We start from the raw sequence: 15,926 nt of genomic DNA on the forward strand, positions 1-15,926 counted from the left end.
ACCGCCGCTTCGAACCCCGGGCAGGCGCACCCCTGACGCCGCTCCGGCACGGACCCCCGAGCACAGCGGAAGGAGTTCATCCCGATGCAGCATCCCGCCGATCCCCCACAGCCGGGCATGTCAGCCGCGATCCATCCGCTTGAGTGACTTCTCGTCATCCACTCCGACTCCCTGCTGTAACAGCCTCCTGACTCACCGTCCGACGATCACAACTCCCGCCCACCGCCTTCGCAGAATGTTTCTGCCACGTTACGCCGCGGGACTTCATCAGCCTCCTACCTGTCGGTAATATCCGCCCGGGCCGACCCTGCTCGGCCATTCGTTCGAGTGGACCCGGGTGTGCCTCCTGGTACTGCCGGGCCGTCAGGAGGGGTTTCGATGCCTGCAATGACCAGACGGGCCTTCGTCGGCGGGGTCTCCGCCACCGCCGCCGGGGCCGCACTGTCCCTGGCTGGTGGGACGTTCGCCTCGGCGGCCGCGCGCGACCGCGCGCTGGCGGCGACGGCGGCCCGCGCCGTCCGGGTCGAGGGCACGACGCTCGAACAGGCCGCCGCCCCCACCGGGGGCTCCGGCTACCAGCGCCTGGCCGCCGGCCCGGGCTGGCCGCTGGTGGTCCGCGGCGAGCTCGCCGGCCCCCAGGCCGGGCGCGACGACCGGCGCACCGCACTCACCGGGTTCGTCCAGTTCACCGACCTGCACCTGATGGACACCGAGTCGCCGTTCCGGTTCGAGTACCTGGCCCGGTGGAACGGCAGCGCCCACCGCCCGCAGGAGACGCTGACCGTCCGCGGCGCCTCCTCGCTGGTCGAGCGGGTCAACTCGCTGTCCGCCGGCCCGTACACGGGCAAGCCGCTCGACCTGGTGATGACCACCGGTGACAACACCGACAACCACGAGCAGATCGAGCTCGACTGGTACCTGAAGGTCCTGAGCGGCGGCCGGATCACCCCCAACTCCGGTGACCCGACGCGCTACGAGGGCGTGCAGAACTCGGGCAGCTCCGCGTACTGGAACCCCGAGATCTCCTTCCTCGACGACTACAAGGCCAAGGGCTTCCCGCAGGTCCCGGGCTTCCTCGGCGCCGCCGGGCGTCCGTTCGACGCGCCGGGGCTCAACGTCCCGTGGTACAGCACGGTCGGCAACCACGACGACAGCCTCGAAGGCACCCTGCCCGACCTCGGCCTGCTCGACGCGCTGTACACCGGCAGGCACAAGCTCGAGGGCTGCGACGACGCGGACGCGGCGAAGATCATGGAGGCGCTGCGGCGCGACCCGGCCGGTGCGGCCGTGCTGCTCGGCCGCCTGTTCGCCGACGGCAACTTCGTCCGTGAGATCACCCCGGACGAGCGCCGCCGCCCGTTCAACCTCAAGGAGTTCGCCAAGGCCCACCTGGACCCCGCCGTCACCGGCCCCGGCCCGCACGGCCACGGCTTCACGGCGGACGCGGTCGCCAGCGGCAAGCTCTACTACACCTTCCGCATCGCCGACGGCGTCCTGGGCATCAGCCTGGACACCACCAACCAGGCCGGTTTCGCGGACGGTTCGATCGGCACCGCCCAACTGCGCTGGCTGGAGCAGACCCTGCAGGCGCACAGCGGCCACTGGTACGACACCGACGGGCACACCGTGCGCGGCGGCCAGGGCAACGACCTGATCGTCATCTTCAGCCACCACACCAGCACCACCATGGGCAACCTGGTCCTGGACCCGCGCAACATCTTCGAGAAGCGCCACGACGGCAACGAGCTGGTCGCGCTGCTCCAGCGCTACCCGAACGTGGTCGCCTGGGTGAACGGCCACACCCACGAGAACCGGATCACGCCGCACGGCCACGCGGTCCCCGAGCGCGCCTTCTGGGAGATCAACACCGCCTCGCACGTCGACTTCCCCCAGCACGCCCGCATCATCGAGATCGCCGACAACCGCGACGGCACCATCTCGCTCTTCACCACGCTGATCGAGTCCGCCGCCCCGTACGCGACCGACTTCAACGACACCTCGGACGCGGGCCTCGCCGCCCTCTACCGCGAGCTCTCGTTCAACGACCTCTACGGGCACCCCACCGCGAAGCTCGGCGACCCGGTCGACCACAACACCGAGCTGCTGCTCACCAAGCCGAACGCCTGACCCGCGTAGCGCGCCATGCGCACGCCGCCGGTCCGGGCTCCGCACTCCCGGACCGGCGGCGGCGCGGCCGATGGGTGACACGGCAGGTCCGGCGGCGCGGGCTGCGACGCCGGGGTGCGCCCGGCGGCACTCAGCGGGTCGGCTTGTGGAGCCGGCGGTAGGTGGGCCGGTGCGCGCCCTTGCCCGAGGTGAGCTGGCGAACCAGCTGGTGAAGGGAGACCAGCGCGGTGATCGGGGGCAGTCCCGCGACGATCACGTCGGGGAGCGTCGGCGCGACGTCGGCGACGCACAGCCCGGTCGCCACGCTGGAGAACACCACCACCACGACCCAGGAGTGCACCGGCCGGCGCCCGTCCAGGGCGGCGCGCAGGACCGACAGGCAGCCCACGATCCACGGGCCGTAGACGATGAGCGGCCACAGCTGGGACAGCCCGTGCGGCACCCGGGACTCCGCCAGGTCCTGCAGCGGGTGGTAGGAGAGCGCCCAGCCCAGCAGGCACATGGCGGTGACCGTCACGGCGGTGAGCACCCCGAACAGCGAGCTCAGGATCTGCGACCAGGTCGCCGCGGGCGGGTGGTCCCGACGGCGGTGCCGCGGCACCGGTGCGACGGCGGACTCGGCGACGACCGTCCCGAACTCGTCGGCGGGGACCCGGGGATGGGGGACGAACAGGCCCTCGGGATCCCAGCTGCCCATCGCCTCGACGGTCGGGTACGGAGCCCCCGCACCACCGGCGGCGACCCCGCCGTACCAGCCGCCCTGCTCGTACGCGTCGGCCACCGGGTGGTCCTCCGGGCCGCAGTACACGGTGGCCCCGTAGGACGGGAAGAACTCGCCCATCGGGTCATACATGACGGCGGGCCATGCCGGTGTCGGCGCCGCAGCGCGCGGCGAAGTCCTCCTCGATCCGGCGGATCGTCCGGACGAAGTCGGCCAGCAGGCGGGAGCAGTGCTGCAGGACGACCCGCTCGCCGTTGCACGACAGGTAGCCGGTCCGTACGTCGCCCGCGAAATTCCTCCGGTCGGGGACGAAGAGCCACTTTCCGAGACTGGTCACCGGATCGTGTTGCGGGAGTGGTACGGCCATTGGCCGGCGCATTGAACTCATGCCCCGTCAACGAACGTCGACCCGCCGCGCATGTGCGACAGACGGGCGTCCTTCCATATTCAGCATTCCCGATGCTCGGCGAAATTACCCGAAGCGGCGAGGCCGGCGGGATTCGGCAGTCCACTGGCGTTCCCAGGGCACGGGGTCGGCGCGGCGGGCGCCTGGCCGGAGTGCGGGAACCACCCCTCCGAGCCGATCGGCTGCTCTGTCGGATCAAGGAAACCACCCATCCGGCCCCCAGCCCGACCCCCGTCCGATCCGTACTAATTTCTCGCCATGCTCTGCGATTTTCCCCAGTGGCGCGGGGGGTGGCGCAAGCCGCGCCACGGTGGCGCTGCTCACTGAAATTCCCCAGAGGTGCGCCATGGACGGACCGCCGCTTTCCCTTATTTGATCTTTCCGGCATCGTGTAGCATTTGCCGCCGCGTGGGGTTCGTGACCATTTGCGCACCCGCACGTGAACTGTGTCTGGGGCGTGAGGGGAGCCGATGCTCACCAGGGAGGAATACTCGGATGCACAGGAACTGCGTCGTCAGGGGTGGTCCATCTCGGCGATCGCCAGACAGTTGGGGCGCGACCGCAAGACGGTGAGGGCCTACCTCGACGGGGACCGGATCGCGGGGGTCCGCAGCCCTGTCCAGGACGAGTTCTCCCGGTTCTTGCCGTACTCCCGGCAGCGCCTGACGGACGATCCGCACCTGCCGGCGTCCGTCCTGTTCGGCGAGGTGGTCGCGCTCGGCTACCCGGGCGGCTACTCCACCTTCACCCGCGCGCTGCGAAGACGCGAGGTCCGGCCGCCGTGCGGGCTCTGCCGCCGCGACCGGCAGCAGGGCGACGGCGCCTGGCCGCCGGCGGACGAGGAAATCCGCTTCGAGTGGCTCAGGCTGCCCGACCCGCCCGCGGGATGGGACTGCGGAGGCCACGCGTTGCTGCTGACGGGCTCGCTGACCCGCCAGGGCCGCTGGCGCGGGGTGCTGGCGGAGAGCACGGACCTCCCCGAACTGGTCGAGGCCATGGACCAGGTGATGAGACGTCTGGGCGGTACCGCGGGACGCTGGCGGTTCGACCGGACGCCGACCGTGTGCTGCCCGACCACCGGCCGCCCGACGCAGGCGTTCGCGGAGGTGGCCAGGTACTACGGCGTCGCGGTCGAGTTCCCACCGCCCGGCCGGGCCGACCGGGCGGACGGGACGGGGAGCCCCCATCACCAGGCCGTCCGGCGCTGGTGGCGCGGAGTACCGGACGGGACCGGCCTCTGGGACGCGCAGGACGGTCTCGACCGGCTGGCCCGCCGGATGGACGCCCGCCGCAGACCGGTCGACGAGGAGGGCGCGCCACCGGATGCCCGGGAACTGCTGGATCTGCCGGACACCCCCTTCCCCGCTCGGCTCCGAACCCGCAGAACCGTCACTTCTCAGGGACGGGTCTCCTTCCGGGGCAACTGGTATCCCGTCCCCGCCGACCTGTCGGGCGCCGTGGTGCAGGTCTGCCGCCGCCTTGACGAACCGTTCCTGTCGATCACCACCGGGGGCGGAGCGGTGATCGCCCGCCACCCGCTCGCGCCCCAGGGAGCGGGGCTGACCCTGACCGGCAGCGGAGGGGCCATCGTGCTGGAGCGCCCCGCCCGCACGGGCCGTACCTCCCACCCCGACATCCCGCCCTGCCAGCGGGAGACCGGCGCCCGTCCGCTGTCCCGGGAGGCACTGGCCGAAGCCGCCGCCCTGCGCGAGCCCCGCCCGGCGCCGGCGGCCGGCAGGGATGAGCCGGACCACCCGGCCGTGGCACGGCCCGTCGGCGACACCGCTCCTAGACTGGACGAAGGGGTGCCGAGGCTTGCGAGGAGTACGCCATGCGTCGCCGCCACAGTTACCACCGGGACGAGTACGGGCACTCGGTGACCGTGAACGTCCGCTCCGGGCGGCTCACCGAGACCGAACTGCTCGTGGACGGCAAGGAGGTCGGATTCCTGCGCGAGCGCGGCACCGGCCGGCTGCCCCGGCTGCTCTCCGGCGAACTGCCCGGCTTCCCCGCCCGGCCGTTCACCGTCCGGCTGGAACGCCCGAAACGGGGCGCGCGCGAGACGGCCTGCGTCCTGGAGCTCGATGGCCGGGACCTGCCGATGCCCGACCTGGTCGCCCACCCGGCGCCGAGCCGCTTCCTGTCGTGAGACGCACGGCCGGCCGGCCTCCCGGCGGCCGAGCGCGAGCGGGCGGCCCGGCGCAACGAGTGCACCCGGTTCACCGACCGCACGATCAGCGACGCCGCCGCCCCGGTCGCCGAGCTGACCCCGGTCGCCGCACAGGGGTACGCGGTGGACGACACCGAGCACGAGACCTTCCTGCGTCGCCGCGCCGGTGCGCGACGCCGGCGGCGGCGTGGTGGCCCGGTCCTCCCTCTCGGGTACCCGATGTGGTGCTCGACCGCGCCCGGCCCGGGTCCTGCTGCCCGGGCTGCACCGGACCGCCCTGGAGGTCTCGGCCGGCTGCGGCCACCACGGCGCGAACGGCCCGGCCGACGGCGGTGCTTGAGAACGACTGCGACGTTCCGGGCCCACGGCGGCGCTTGAGGCCGAGGCCGGCGCGCGGGCGGTACGGGCGCGCTCTCACCGGGCGCCGCTTGCCGGGCTAAGCGCCCGTCTCTGCCTACCCTGGTCCGTGACGACCTGACCTACCGTCACCGCCGAGGAGAGCAGCCGATGGGCACCAGCGCACAGGCACGCGAAGTCTTGCAGACCGTCCGCCGGGAGCTCGCGCCGGACGAGCGGCAGAACCGGCTGCTCCCGCTGATCGCCGAAGGACGGGCCCCGGTCGCCGTCCTGGCCGAACTCGCCGCGCAGCAGCACCGGATCATCACGAGTGACCGCCGCAGCCTGCTGGTGCTGGCCGCACGCTGCGCCGACGGCCCGCTGGGCACCTGGTTCGCCGAGGTCGCCGCAGGTGAGAGCCAGGCGCTGCGGGCGCTCGGCCCGTTCTCCAGGCGTTGCGGCCTGACGCCCAACGGCACGGCCGCCCGCGAGCCGCTCCCCGGCTGCCAGGCCTATCCCGCCTTCCTCGCCTGGCTCGCCCTCAACGGCGAGCCGGCCGGCACCGTACTCGCGCTCGCCGCCAACTTCGCCGCCTGGGGCGGCTACTGCGCCACCGTCGCTCAGGCACTGCGCGACCACTACGACTTCCCCGACGAGGCCTGCGCGTTCTTCGACTTCTTCGCCGAGCCCGCGCCCGAGCTGGAGGAACTCACCGTCGAGGTCCTCGCCGCGGTCGGCCTGGACACCGAACGGATCGACGGCGGCCGCCGCTTGGGACGCCAACTCCAGGCGTACGAGCAGATGTTCTGGAACTCCCTCGCCGACGCCCACCCGGTCGACTGACCGGCCCCGGCGCAGCCGCACCCCCGACCCTCCCGCCGCCCGACCGGCAAACCGTCGATGGGATCCGGCACTTGGCCCGACGCCCGTACCGTCACCGCCCAGCTCCCCCGGGTGCGTCCACCCGCCTGCGCATCGCCTCGACCGCCCGGGCAGCCGGGCGGTGCCGGGCCGAACGCTGCTCTGGAGGCCCTGTCAGCAGGGCAGCGGCGGGCGGCCGCCGAGGACCTCGACTGCGGCGGCGCCGGTGCGGCAGCCCGCCTCCGTGGCCTCGACCAGGTCGGCGCCCGCGAGGCGGGCGGCGAGGAAGCCACCGGTGAAGGCGTCGCCCGCGCCGGTGCTGTCCACCGCCCGGGCGGCGACGCCGGGCACCCGGGCCAGCAGGGTGCCCTCGCGGGCGGCCAGCGCGCCGGCGGCGCCGAGTGTGACCACCGCCTCGCCGTGGCGTGCGCTCAGCCGCTCGGCGGCGGCCACCTGGTCCGGCGTCCCGGCGAGCAGCCGGGCCTCCGCGAGGTTGGGCAGGATCAGTCCGACACCGTCGACGGCGGCCAGGAAGACGAGCAGGCCGAGCCGTTCGATGAAACCCGTGGACGCCGGGTCGACACTCACCGGTATGCCCGCCTCACGGGCGGCCGCATGGACGGTGGCCGCCAACTGCCGCCCGCGTTCGGTGAAGTAGAGATAGCCGGAGAGGTGGACGTGGGCGGCACCGTCCAGCAGCGCGGCATCCCAGTCGCAGCGGCCGAGCCGGACGGCGGCACCGCTGTCGGTGACCAGGGTGCGTTCGGCGGCGGCGTCCACCAGCGAGATCACCACCGCCGTCGCGGCCTCGCGGTCCACCACCAGGTGCGCGCCCACCCCGGCGACGCGCAGCTCGTCCCGGTGCCAGTCGGCCGAGTTGGCGCCGACCCGGGCCAGCAGCCGCACCTCGGTACCCGAACTGGCGGCCCAGGCTGCCGTGTTGGCGCCGGAGCCACCGGGCCGGAAGGCGATCCGGGCAGCGGTGTCGGTGTCCGGGGCGAGTGCGTTCGCATGCAGGGCGACGATGTCGGTGACCACGTCCCCGATCACCAGCAGGGCACCGCCCAAGGCCTGCCCGCTCATCGCGCGGCCCCCTGCCCGGCCCAGTGGACGGCGATCTCCGCGCCGAGCCGGACGTTGCCCCGCACCGCCGCGACGTTGGCCTCCAGCGAGGCGCCGCCGGTGTGCTCGACCAGATAGGAGAGCAGGAACGGTGTGATGGCCTGGCCGCTGATCCCCGCCCGGTCGGCCGCCGCCAGCCCCTCGGCCAGGACCCGGTCGTGCAGGACCGGGTCGAGCTGCTCCGCGGCCGGCACCGGATTGGCCACGATCACCGCCGAGTCGAGTCCGCCCAGCGCGTCCTGGGCCGACATCACGGCCGCCACCTCGGCGGGCTCGCTCACCGTCCAGTCCACCGGCCGACCCGAACTGGTCAGGTAGAAGCCGGGGAACTCGGCCGTGCGGTAGCCGAGTACCGAGATCCCGAGCGTCTCCAGCCGTTCCAGGGTGGCGGGTACGTCCAGCACGGACTTCACGCCGGCGCAGACCACGGTGATCCGGGTGCGGGCCAGCAGGGCGAGGTCGGCGGACTCGTCCTGGGTGACGGTCCACTGGCGGTGCACACCGCCGAGCCCCCCGGTGGCGAAGACCCGGATCCCCGCGCGGGCGGCCAGGAACGCCGTCGCCGAGACCGTGGTGGCCCCGCTCGCTCCGCTCGCGAGCGCCGGGGCGAGGTCGCGGAAGCCCAGTTTGCGCAGCGACCGGTCGCTGGCGACCCGCTCCAGGCCGTCCTTCGCCAGCCCGATCCGCGGCACCCCGTCCAGCACCGCGACGGTCGCGGGCACCGCACCGGCCGCCCGGACCGACTGCTCCAACTCGATTGCCACGTGCAGGTTACGGGGCCTGGGCAGACCGTGGGCGATGATCGTGGACTCCAGCGCAACCACGGGCGCGGCGCGCTCAAGGGCCTCCCGCACCTCGTCGGAGACCCGGACCGCAGGCAGCGAAGATTCCGTCATCTCCGAATCCTGGCGTTCGTTCGGCCGGTTCAAACCCGCCCGGAACCATCGGACTCCTGACTGAAGGCTCGAGAAGTCCGTCCGCGACGGTCGAACCCCGCAGAGGCCCGGCGAGCGCTCGGAGGTCGCCCCGGCCCGCGGCGCTCCGAATCGCCCCCGTCCACGGGATCACCCGAGCGCGCACAGTAAGGTGTCGAATGTGCCCGAAGAGCCTTCCGCCACCGAGGTGTTCCGCGAAGTCACCGCCGTAGGGCCGTACTTCGCGGTCGAGGCCGCGGTCGGGCCCGGCCGGCCAACCGGTTTCAGGCCGCTCGGCGAGTTGTACGACGGCGGCCCGGAGGGCTTTCTGGCCGAGCGGATCGCAACCGTCTCCGCACGGCTGGGCACCGCGGAGTCCCGGGTCGCCGCCTCGATCACCCAGCTCGGCCTCGCCGCCCGGCTCTGGTCGGTCACTCTCGGTGCGGCCGTGCTCACCGGAACGGTGCCGGACCTGGCCCCCGACCGTGCTTACTGGCACCACCCGCCACACGGCATGCTCGAACTCCGCCTGCCCGCCCCCGTCCGCCCGGCGGACCTCGCCGGCGCCCTCCGGGACGGCGTCGTCACCGGGGCTCTCGCCCCGCTCGCCACCGCCGTCCGTGCGGCGACCCCGACCCCCGTCTCGGAGCGCCTGCTGTGGGGCAACGCCGCATCGGCCCTGGTCGGCGCGGTACGCCAGCTCGCCGCGCACCGCCCGGACGCGGGTCGTACCGCCTGGTCACTCGCCGGTGAGCTGCTCGGCCACGCCCCGCTGGCCGGCACGGGCACGCTGCACCAGACCTCGTTCCGCCGCTCCACCTGCTGTCTGTACTACCGCCTGCCGAACGGCGGCCTGTGCGGCGACTGCGTCTTCCGCACGCCGCCCGCACGCCCTTGACGTACGCCGCCGACGCACGGGGCACCCATAACCCGCCGGTAACCTCTTGTCACGCTCAATTACGTAAAGCTTCCGTGGTTACCAGGGCAACAATTTGTGCCTAAAGCTTCCGTTGGTCCGTTTTAGTAGCTACGTTTCGACCCAACGCGTGGAACCTGTCCCCCCTCTGTCATCGCAGACCGAGAGCCCGCGCGTTGGGAAGGCAGTCACACCTGATGAGCATGGAAACCACCAAGGTGCCTCAGCAGACAGGCGAACCAGGCCAGGGCCCGGCGACCCCGGGCGGCCACGGCGGAGGCCACGGTCACCTTCAGGCAGGCCTGAAGAACCGGCACCTCTCGATGATCGCGATCGGCGGTGTGATCGGCGCCGGGCTCTTCGTCGGCTCGGGCGCCGGTATCGCGTCCACCGGCCCCGGCATCCTCCTCTCCTACACGCTGGCCGGCGCCCTGGTCGTCATGGTCATGCGGATGCTCGGCGAGATGTCCGCCGCGGACCCGCAGAGCGGCTCGTTCTCCGCCTACGCGGACCGGGCGCTCGGCCGGTGGGCCGGGTTCTCGATCGGCTGGCTGTACTGGTTCTTCTGGGTCGTGGTGCTGGCCGTGGAGGCCACCGCGGGTGCCAAGATCCTCAACGGCTGGATGCCGGGGGTGCCCCAATGGGCGTTCGCACTGATAGTGATGACCGTGCTCACCGCGACCAACCTCTTCTCGGTCTCCTCCTACGGCGAGTTCGAGTTCTGGTTCGCGGGCATCAAGGTGGTCGCGATCATGGCCTTCATCGTGATCGGCGCCCTGGCGATCCTGGGCGTGCTGCCGGGGACGCACTCCCCGGGCATGACCAACCTGACCGGTAACGGAGGCTTCCTGCCGCACGGCATCGGCGCCGTCTTCACCGGCATGCTCACCGTCGTCTTCGCCTTCATGGGCAGCGAGATCGTCACCCTCGCCGCGGGCGAGACCGCCGACCCGAAGACCGCCGTCCGCAAGGCCACCAACAGCGTGATCTGGCGTATCGGCGTCTTCTACCTGGGCTCGATCGCCATCGTGGTGACCCTGCTCCCGTGGAACTCCGCCGCCGTCAAGGGCAGCCCCTACGTCGCCGTCCTCGACCACGTCGGCATCCCGGGCGCCGGCCGGGCGATGGACGTCATCGTCCTGACCGCCGTGCTCTCCTGCCTCAACTCGGGCGTGTACACCGCCTCGCGGATGGCCTTCTCGCTCAGCCAGCGCGGTGACGCCCCGCGTGCCTTCGCCAAGGTCACCGACCGTGGCGTGCCGCGCACCGCGATCCTGGTCTCGACCGTCTTCGGCTTCCTCGCGGTGTTCTTCAACTACATGTGGCCGGCCACCGTCTTCCAGTTCCTGCTGAACTCCTCCGGTGCGGTGGCGCTCTTCGTCTGGCTGGCGATCGCCGTCTCCCAGCTGCGGATGCGCCGGATCCTGGAGCGTGAGGAGCCCGAGAAGCTGTCCGTGCGGATGTGGCTCTTCCCGTACCTGACCTGGGCCACCATCGGGATGATCACCTTCGTCATGGTCTACATGTGCACCGACCCCGACGGCCTCACCCAGATGATCCTCTCGCTGGTCGCCGCCGCCGTGGTGCTCGCCGCCTCGTTCGTGGTCGGCCGCCGCCGCAAGGCCGCCGCCGTGGAGGCGCCGGCCCAGGCCTGATCCCCTCACCCCCCACAGCTTCGCCCGCTGCCGCCGAGTGCGGCGGCCACGATCGACTCGAGTCGCCGGTGATGAGCACCGTGCCAGTAGACGTGGCCGCAGTCCCGGCAGCGGGCGAAGCTGTCGTATGTCCGCCTGGTACCCGGGCGCAGCGCCGACGCCACCTCGGCCTTGGCCGCCGGTTCCAGCAGCCCGTTGCAGGCGGTGCAGCGGGTCCACGGCGCGGCCCGCGGCGCGAACCGGTCCAGGACGTCCACCAGCTGGGCCTCCACCCCGGCGCCCCGGACGTAGCCGCCGAACCAGAGCGCCCGGCGGCGCAGCAGTCCCCGGTCCTGGGTGAGCAGGATCCGCCGTTCCGCGTTCGCCCGGCGGACCAGCTCGTCGTCGTCCAGGTCGTTGCGGTAGGCGGTGTCCACGCCGAGCAGGCGCAGGCGCCGGGCGAGCGCGCCGAGATGGACGTCCAGCAGGAAGCCGGCCGGCCCGCCCGGCACCGGTTGCGGTCTGCCGACCGCCGCCACCCGGATCACCTCGCCACCGCTCGGCCGGTACCCCGGAGGCACCGGCCGGCCCGCCGTCTCCAGCGAACCGACCTCGGTCAGCGGGACCCCGAGCGACTCCACCAGGTGCCCGAGCGAGGCGGTTCCGTCGTGCGCCACCCGGACCGGGTCGCAGCGGTTGCCGCTGCGCAGGAACAGCCACAGCTCGGGGGCGAAGCGCAGCGAGACCACCGGCGTCGGCGACTCGGTCACGGGACCAGTCCAGCACACCGGGCCGCCCGCCGGTCAGCGGGTCACGGCTTGCGGGCCGCACCCGCCCAGTAGTACGCGGCCTGCGGGTCGGCGGGCGGCTCGCCGTCCGGGCGCCGGGCCAGCACCGGGGCCACATCCGCCTCCACCGGTTCCACCGGTTCCCAGCCGGCGAAGTACTCCTCGATCTCGGCCCGGGGGCGCGGGACCAGCGTCACATGGCCGTCCTCGGCCATGCCCGCGACGGCCTTCACGACCTCGGCGGCCGTCAGCCCTCGGCGGCCGCCGGACCCGCCGCGGCCGGCAGGTGCTCCGCGAACCACTCCGCGGCCAGGTCGGCGGCGGCGGCCAAAGTGCCCGGTTCCTCGAAGAGATGGGTGGCGCCGGGCACCACGGAAAGCCGGTTCTCGCAGCGCAGTTGGAGCTGCGCCTCGCGGTTCAGCTCCAGTACCAGCTGGTCGTCACCGCCGACGATGAGCAGTGTGGGAGCCGTCACCTCGGGCAGCCGCCCGCCGGCCAGATCGGGGCGACCGCCCCGGGAGACCACTGCGCCGACCGACGTCCCGGACTCGGCGGCGGCGACCAGCGCGGCGGCCGCGCCCGTACTCGCCCCGAAGTACCCGACCGGCCGCCCCTCGGCCCCGGGCTGCGCGCGCAGCCAGCGGGTGGCCTCGGTCAGGCGCTCGGCCAGCAACGGGATGTCGAAGACCTTGGCGCGGTCGGCGGCCTCACTCTCGGTGAGCAGATCGAAGAGCAGGGTCGCCAGTCCGACACGCTGGAGGCGCTCGGCGACGAAGCGGTTGCGCGGGCTGTGCCGGCTGCTGCCGCTGCCGTGCGCGAACAGCACCACACCCGCCCCGGAGTCGGCCGGAAGCGTCAGAGTGCCGCCTGACCGGCCACCGCCCAGCGGAAGTTCGACCTCCCGGGGCCCGGTGGAGCCAGTTGTGGCAGGCGGGTCGTCGCTTCCACCCGGGTCATCGCCACCGTTCGAGTGCCCGTGTGAGCTCTGGTGCGTTCCCAGCCTGAAGCGGCCGTGGCGGGTGGCCGGAGGATCGTCGGCATCACTCTCCGGCCCGCCGAAATGGCCGGCCGGACCTCGTCCGGAGCGACCGTGGTGCGCCTTCCCGCCGTCGTCCTCGCCTCCTGCCTCGTCCTCACCTCCTGCGGCCACCGCCGCCCACCGGGTCGCGCGGTCCAGGCAGTCCGCGACCTCCCGGTCCGAGGTCTGCTCGAAGTCCTCGTAGAACTGCCCGATCGCGTAGAAGGCCACCGGAGTACGGACGCACACCAGCTCGTCGGCGTCCTCACCCAGCCGGGCCACCCAGTCCGTCGGCGCCACCGGCACCGCGAGCACCACCCGCGCGGCGCCCAGGCGCCGGACGATCTGGCAGGCGGCGCGCGCGGTGGAGCCGGTGGCCACGCCGTCGTCGACCACCACCACGGTCCGCCCCGAGAGCGGGATGGGGGGGCGGTCCTCCCGATAGCGGGCCACCCGTCGGGCGAGTTCGGCCCGCTCGCGCTCCTCGACCGGCGCGAGCTGCTCCTCCCTGACCCCGGCGAGCCGCATCACCTCCCGGTTGAGCACCCGTACGCCACCCTCGCCGATCGCGCCCAGCCCGAGTTCGGGTTGGAAGGGCGCACCCAGCTTCCTGATCACACAGATGTCCAGCGGTGCGCGCAGCGCCTCGGCGACCTCGGCCGCCACCGGTAGGCCGCCGCGCGGCAGGCCGACCACCACCACGTCCTGGCCGCGCAGCTGCGTCAGCCGGGCGGCCAGCTGCCGGCCGGCGTCCCGTCGATCGGTGAAGTACACGGCCCGACCTCCGATCCGCTCGTTCTCCCCCTTCCAGCCTGCGCCTGTCCGCTCCCGCCGGCGTACGCGACCCTCGTGCCCGGCTCAGGGCCCCCGACGCGCGCGGGACCGCGTCGCTACACAGGGTGGCGAGTTGGAGGTGAGCCGGCCGTCCGACACAGCGGTTTCGACGTCCGTCCGCCGAGCAGCGCGCTCAGGCTGAGCAGCGGCGGTACGGCCCTGTGCCGTTCCCGCTCCCCGTGCCACCCGCCGGGCGCACAGACACCCGGGCCAGCCGACGCCGGACGTGCCGCGCACCGGCCAGGTATCAAAAACCGCCGACTCCCCTGCCAGTGTCAACCGGGTTGACTGACCTTCAAGTTGTTTTTCTTATCGTGCAATTACTCACGGACTGAACGAGCTTCGGACTGACGTGTGATCAGTATCCCGCGAACGACCGCGAATCGCGGCAGGATGTCGAAGCACTGAACAGCTTGAAATCGAAGCAGCGGCCAACCGCGCCAACTCGGCGATTCCGGCGTGCGCACTCCTCCATGGCCGCGGCTGCTCGGACCTGTTCGGGTTCCGGCCACCGTCCCACTCGCCGTGCACTCCACGCACGATCGGCAGCCGAACAGGCCTGCAATCGGCCGATCACACTGCGCAAGCACTGCCGTGCGCCCACTGTGAGGCCGCCCACACCCGTCCTGCCGACTACTGCCCTCGATAGTGGCCGGGCCGGCGACGGCCGGGTCGCCCCACCTGCCGGAGCGTCTGCCCGCCACCCGACCGTCGAGAACGTTGCTGGTCAGGGCCATGATTACGGGCTGTCACCACATCCTGGTTCCGGCCGCGCGGCTTCCGGGCTCGACACCCTGGCCGTCCGCCGGATGCTCCGCCGTCCTACGATCGCCGGTAGTAGCAACAGCCGTTGAAACGGTCGAAAGCCTCTGCAAAGAATGTCCCGGTCGCAACGCAGTGTCGTCGGACCGTGCCGCAAGGCTGATCCGTCGCGCCGCCCGCCAGCTCGCTCCCCTGCCAGGTGCGAGGCCGTCCGGCACGGTACGCGGGCTGTTCTCCCCGAGCACGCTTCGCGATACCCGTGCGTCCGCGCACGGTGTGTCCACGCACGGTCCCACCGACGGAATGAGGTCAGTTCCTCCATGCAGCTCCCGAAGCTCCCGCAGCTCTCGCAGCTGAGCAAGAACCACCGCAACGCCATCGTCACCGGCGTCGCCACCCTCGCCGTCGCAGGCTCCGCCACCCTCGCACTGGCCCTGCCGCAGGACGCCACCTCCGCCTCAGCCGCCGCACCGAACGCCGCCGCCAGCGGCGCCGCCGGAACCCAGCAGCCCGCCGACGCCCAGGCCAAGGCTGCCGCCGCCGCCAAGGCCCAGGCCGACGCCCAGGCGAAGGCACAGGCCGATGCCCAAGCCCAGGCGCAGGCCAAGGCCGCCGCCGACGCCAAGGCCCAGGCCGACGCACAGGCCCAGGCCCAGGCCAAGGCGCAGGCTGAGGCCCAGGCACGGGCGGATGCCCAGGCCAAGGCCGCCGCCGCATCCCGCTCCGAGCAGCGCGGCAGCCTGAACACGACCTACTCCGGGGCCCCGCAGCAGATCGCCGCGCAGATCGTCCCGGCGAGCCAGCTCCAGTGCTTCGACAACATCGTGGCCCACGAGAGCAGCTGGAACGTCACCGCCACCAACCCGAGTTCGGGCGCGTACGGCCTGGTGCAGGCACTGCCCGCCGGCAAGATGGCCTCGGCCGGCGCCGACTGGCGCACCAACCCGGCGACCCAGATCAAGTGGGGCCTGAACTACATGAACGAGGTCTACGGCAGCCCCTGCGACGCCTGGTCGTTCTGGCAGGTCCACCACGCGTACTGAGCCCCTCGGGGCGCGCGGGACGCTCCCCGCGCGGGCGCCTGCGGACCTCGACCCGCCCCGGGGTGCGACTGCCGAAGCTCCGGGCGCGAGCTGCACGGCGACCTCCGCGACACCCTCGCGCTCCGCGCGCGGGCGCGCGGACGTCGCTGACTGTCTCTCAGGTTCGCAGGGCCCGGTGGCAGCCTGGTGAAGATATCGCGCACACCAGCCGCACTTTGATCGGTTTTGGGTGGTTTAAGGGTCATTTTGACCCTTGCTCGGACGTGTACACGCC

The 15,926-nt window shown here is 72.6% G+C and carries 14 protein-coding genes and 1 pseudogene; 8 read left to right on the top strand and 7 right to left on the bottom strand.

What is annotated here, in order from left to right:
• Positions 1-378 precede the first annotated feature (378 nt).
• Positions 379-2,127: a TIGR03767 family metallophosphoesterase gene (locus ABD369_RS02840; protein WP_344634571.1), complete on the top strand. Its 1,749-nt coding sequence runs from the start codon at positions 379-381 to the stop codon at positions 2,125-2,127.
• A gap of 130 nt (positions 2,128-2,257) precedes the next feature.
• Here the strand turns inward: ABD369_RS02840 and ABD369_RS02845 are convergent, their stop codons facing one another.
• Together ABD369_RS02845 and ABD369_RS02850 are read right to left on the bottom strand one after the other, a co-directional pair.
• Positions 2,258-2,980 (bottom strand): DUF2637 domain-containing protein, encoded by a 723-nt coding sequence (locus ABD369_RS02845; protein WP_344634572.1) that lies wholly within the window; start codon positions 2,978-2,980, stop codon positions 2,258-2,260.
• Entirely contained in the window at positions 2,973-3,185 is a 213-nt protein-coding gene (locus ABD369_RS02850; protein WP_344634573.1) for a hypothetical protein, read from the bottom strand. Before ABD369_RS02850 ends, ABD369_RS02845 begins: the two co-directional genes overlap by 8 nt.
• 539 nt (positions 3,186-3,724) lie before the next feature.
• On the opposite strand from ABD369_RS02850, the gene ABD369_RS02855 reads away from it, so the two are divergent.
• The 4 genes and pseudogenes from ABD369_RS02855 (at position 3,725) to ABD369_RS02865 (ending at position 6,603) form a co-directional block, all read left to right on the top strand.
• On the top strand, positions 3,725-5,134 hold the full coding sequence (locus ABD369_RS02855; RefSeq protein ID WP_344634574.1) for a Mu transposase domain-containing protein: 1,410 nt from the start codon (positions 3,725-3,727) through the stop codon (positions 5,132-5,134).
• Positions 5,086-5,403 carry a hypothetical protein gene (locus ABD369_RS02860; RefSeq protein WP_344634575.1) on the top strand — a complete coding sequence of 106 codons (318 nt, stop codon included), beginning with the start codon at positions 5,086-5,088 and terminating at the stop codon, positions 5,401-5,403. The genes ABD369_RS02855 and ABD369_RS02860 overlap by 49 nt, the downstream gene beginning before the upstream one ends.
• A 30-nt stretch (positions 5,404-5,433) precedes the next feature.
• Positions 5,434-5,802 (top strand): annotated as a pseudogene (locus ABD369_RS41045) (hypothetical protein); the annotation flags it as partial.
• Positions 5,803-5,931: 129 nt separating this feature from the next.
• Positions 5,932-6,603: a thiaminase II/PqqC family protein gene (locus ABD369_RS02865; RefSeq protein WP_344634576.1), complete on the top strand. Its 672-nt coding sequence runs from the start codon at positions 5,932-5,934 to the stop codon at positions 6,601-6,603.
• A gap of 192 nt (positions 6,604-6,795) precedes the next feature.
• Here the strand turns inward: ABD369_RS02865 and ABD369_RS02870 are convergent, their stop codons facing one another.
• Together ABD369_RS02870 and ABD369_RS02875 are read right to left on the bottom strand one after the other, a co-directional pair.
• The gene (locus tag ABD369_RS02870; protein ID WP_344634577.1) at positions 6,796-7,704 is read right to left on the bottom strand and encodes a carbohydrate kinase family protein; all 909 of its coding nucleotides are present in this window, start codon (positions 7,702-7,704) and stop codon (positions 6,796-6,798) included.
• Positions 7,701-8,639, bottom strand: coding sequence for a pseudouridine-5'-phosphate glycosidase (locus ABD369_RS02875; protein WP_344634578.1), 939 nt, complete (start codon positions 8,637-8,639; stop codon positions 7,701-7,703). The genes ABD369_RS02870 and ABD369_RS02875 overlap by 4 nt, the downstream gene beginning before the upstream one ends.
• A gap of 199 nt (positions 8,640-8,838) precedes the next feature.
• On the opposite strand from ABD369_RS02875, the gene ABD369_RS02880 reads away from it, so the two are divergent.
• Positions 8,839-9,555: a (2Fe-2S)-binding protein gene (locus ABD369_RS02880; protein ID WP_344634579.1), complete on the top strand. Its 717-nt coding sequence runs from the start codon at positions 8,839-8,841 to the stop codon at positions 9,553-9,555.
• A gap of 221 nt (positions 9,556-9,776) precedes the next feature.
• Positions 9,777-11,228 (top strand): amino acid permease, encoded by a 1,452-nt coding sequence (locus ABD369_RS02885; RefSeq protein ID WP_425557528.1) that lies wholly within the window; start codon positions 9,777-9,779, stop codon positions 11,226-11,228.
• Between the two features lie 5 nt (positions 11,229-11,233).
• Here ABD369_RS02885 and ABD369_RS02890 read toward each other — a convergent pair whose 3' ends face one another.
• The 3 genes from ABD369_RS02890 to ABD369_RS02900 are packed head-to-tail and all read right to left on the bottom strand — an operon-like array spanning position 11,234 to position 13,787.
• Positions 11,234-11,977: a Mut7-C RNAse domain-containing protein gene (locus ABD369_RS02890; RefSeq protein ID WP_344634581.1), complete on the bottom strand. Its 744-nt coding sequence runs from the start codon at positions 11,975-11,977 to the stop codon at positions 11,234-11,236.
• Between the two features lie 41 nt (positions 11,978-12,018).
• Complete coding sequence (locus tag ABD369_RS02895) at positions 12,019-12,228, bottom strand: hypothetical protein (RefSeq protein WP_344634582.1); 210 nt, start codon at positions 12,226-12,228, stop codon at positions 12,019-12,021.
• A gap of 14 nt (positions 12,229-12,242) precedes the next feature.
• Positions 12,243-13,787 (bottom strand): phosphoribosyltransferase family protein, encoded by a 1,545-nt coding sequence (locus ABD369_RS02900; protein WP_344634583.1) that lies wholly within the window; start codon positions 13,785-13,787, stop codon positions 12,243-12,245.
• A 1,142-nt stretch (positions 13,788-14,929) separates the two neighbouring features.
• On the opposite strand from ABD369_RS02900, the gene ABD369_RS02905 reads away from it, so the two are divergent.
• The gene (locus tag ABD369_RS02905; RefSeq protein ID WP_344634584.1) at positions 14,930-15,652 is read left to right on the top strand and encodes an aggregation-promoting factor C-terminal-like domain-containing protein; all 723 of its coding nucleotides are present in this window, start codon (positions 14,930-14,932) and stop codon (positions 15,650-15,652) included.
• The last annotated feature ends 274 nt before the right edge of the window (positions 15,653-15,926 follow it).

It is taken from the genome of Kitasatospora cystarginea, from assembly GCF_039533515.1.
In the GTDB taxonomy this organism is placed as follows: domain Bacteria; phylum Actinomycetota; class Actinomycetes; order Streptomycetales; family Streptomycetaceae; genus Kitasatospora; species Kitasatospora cystarginea.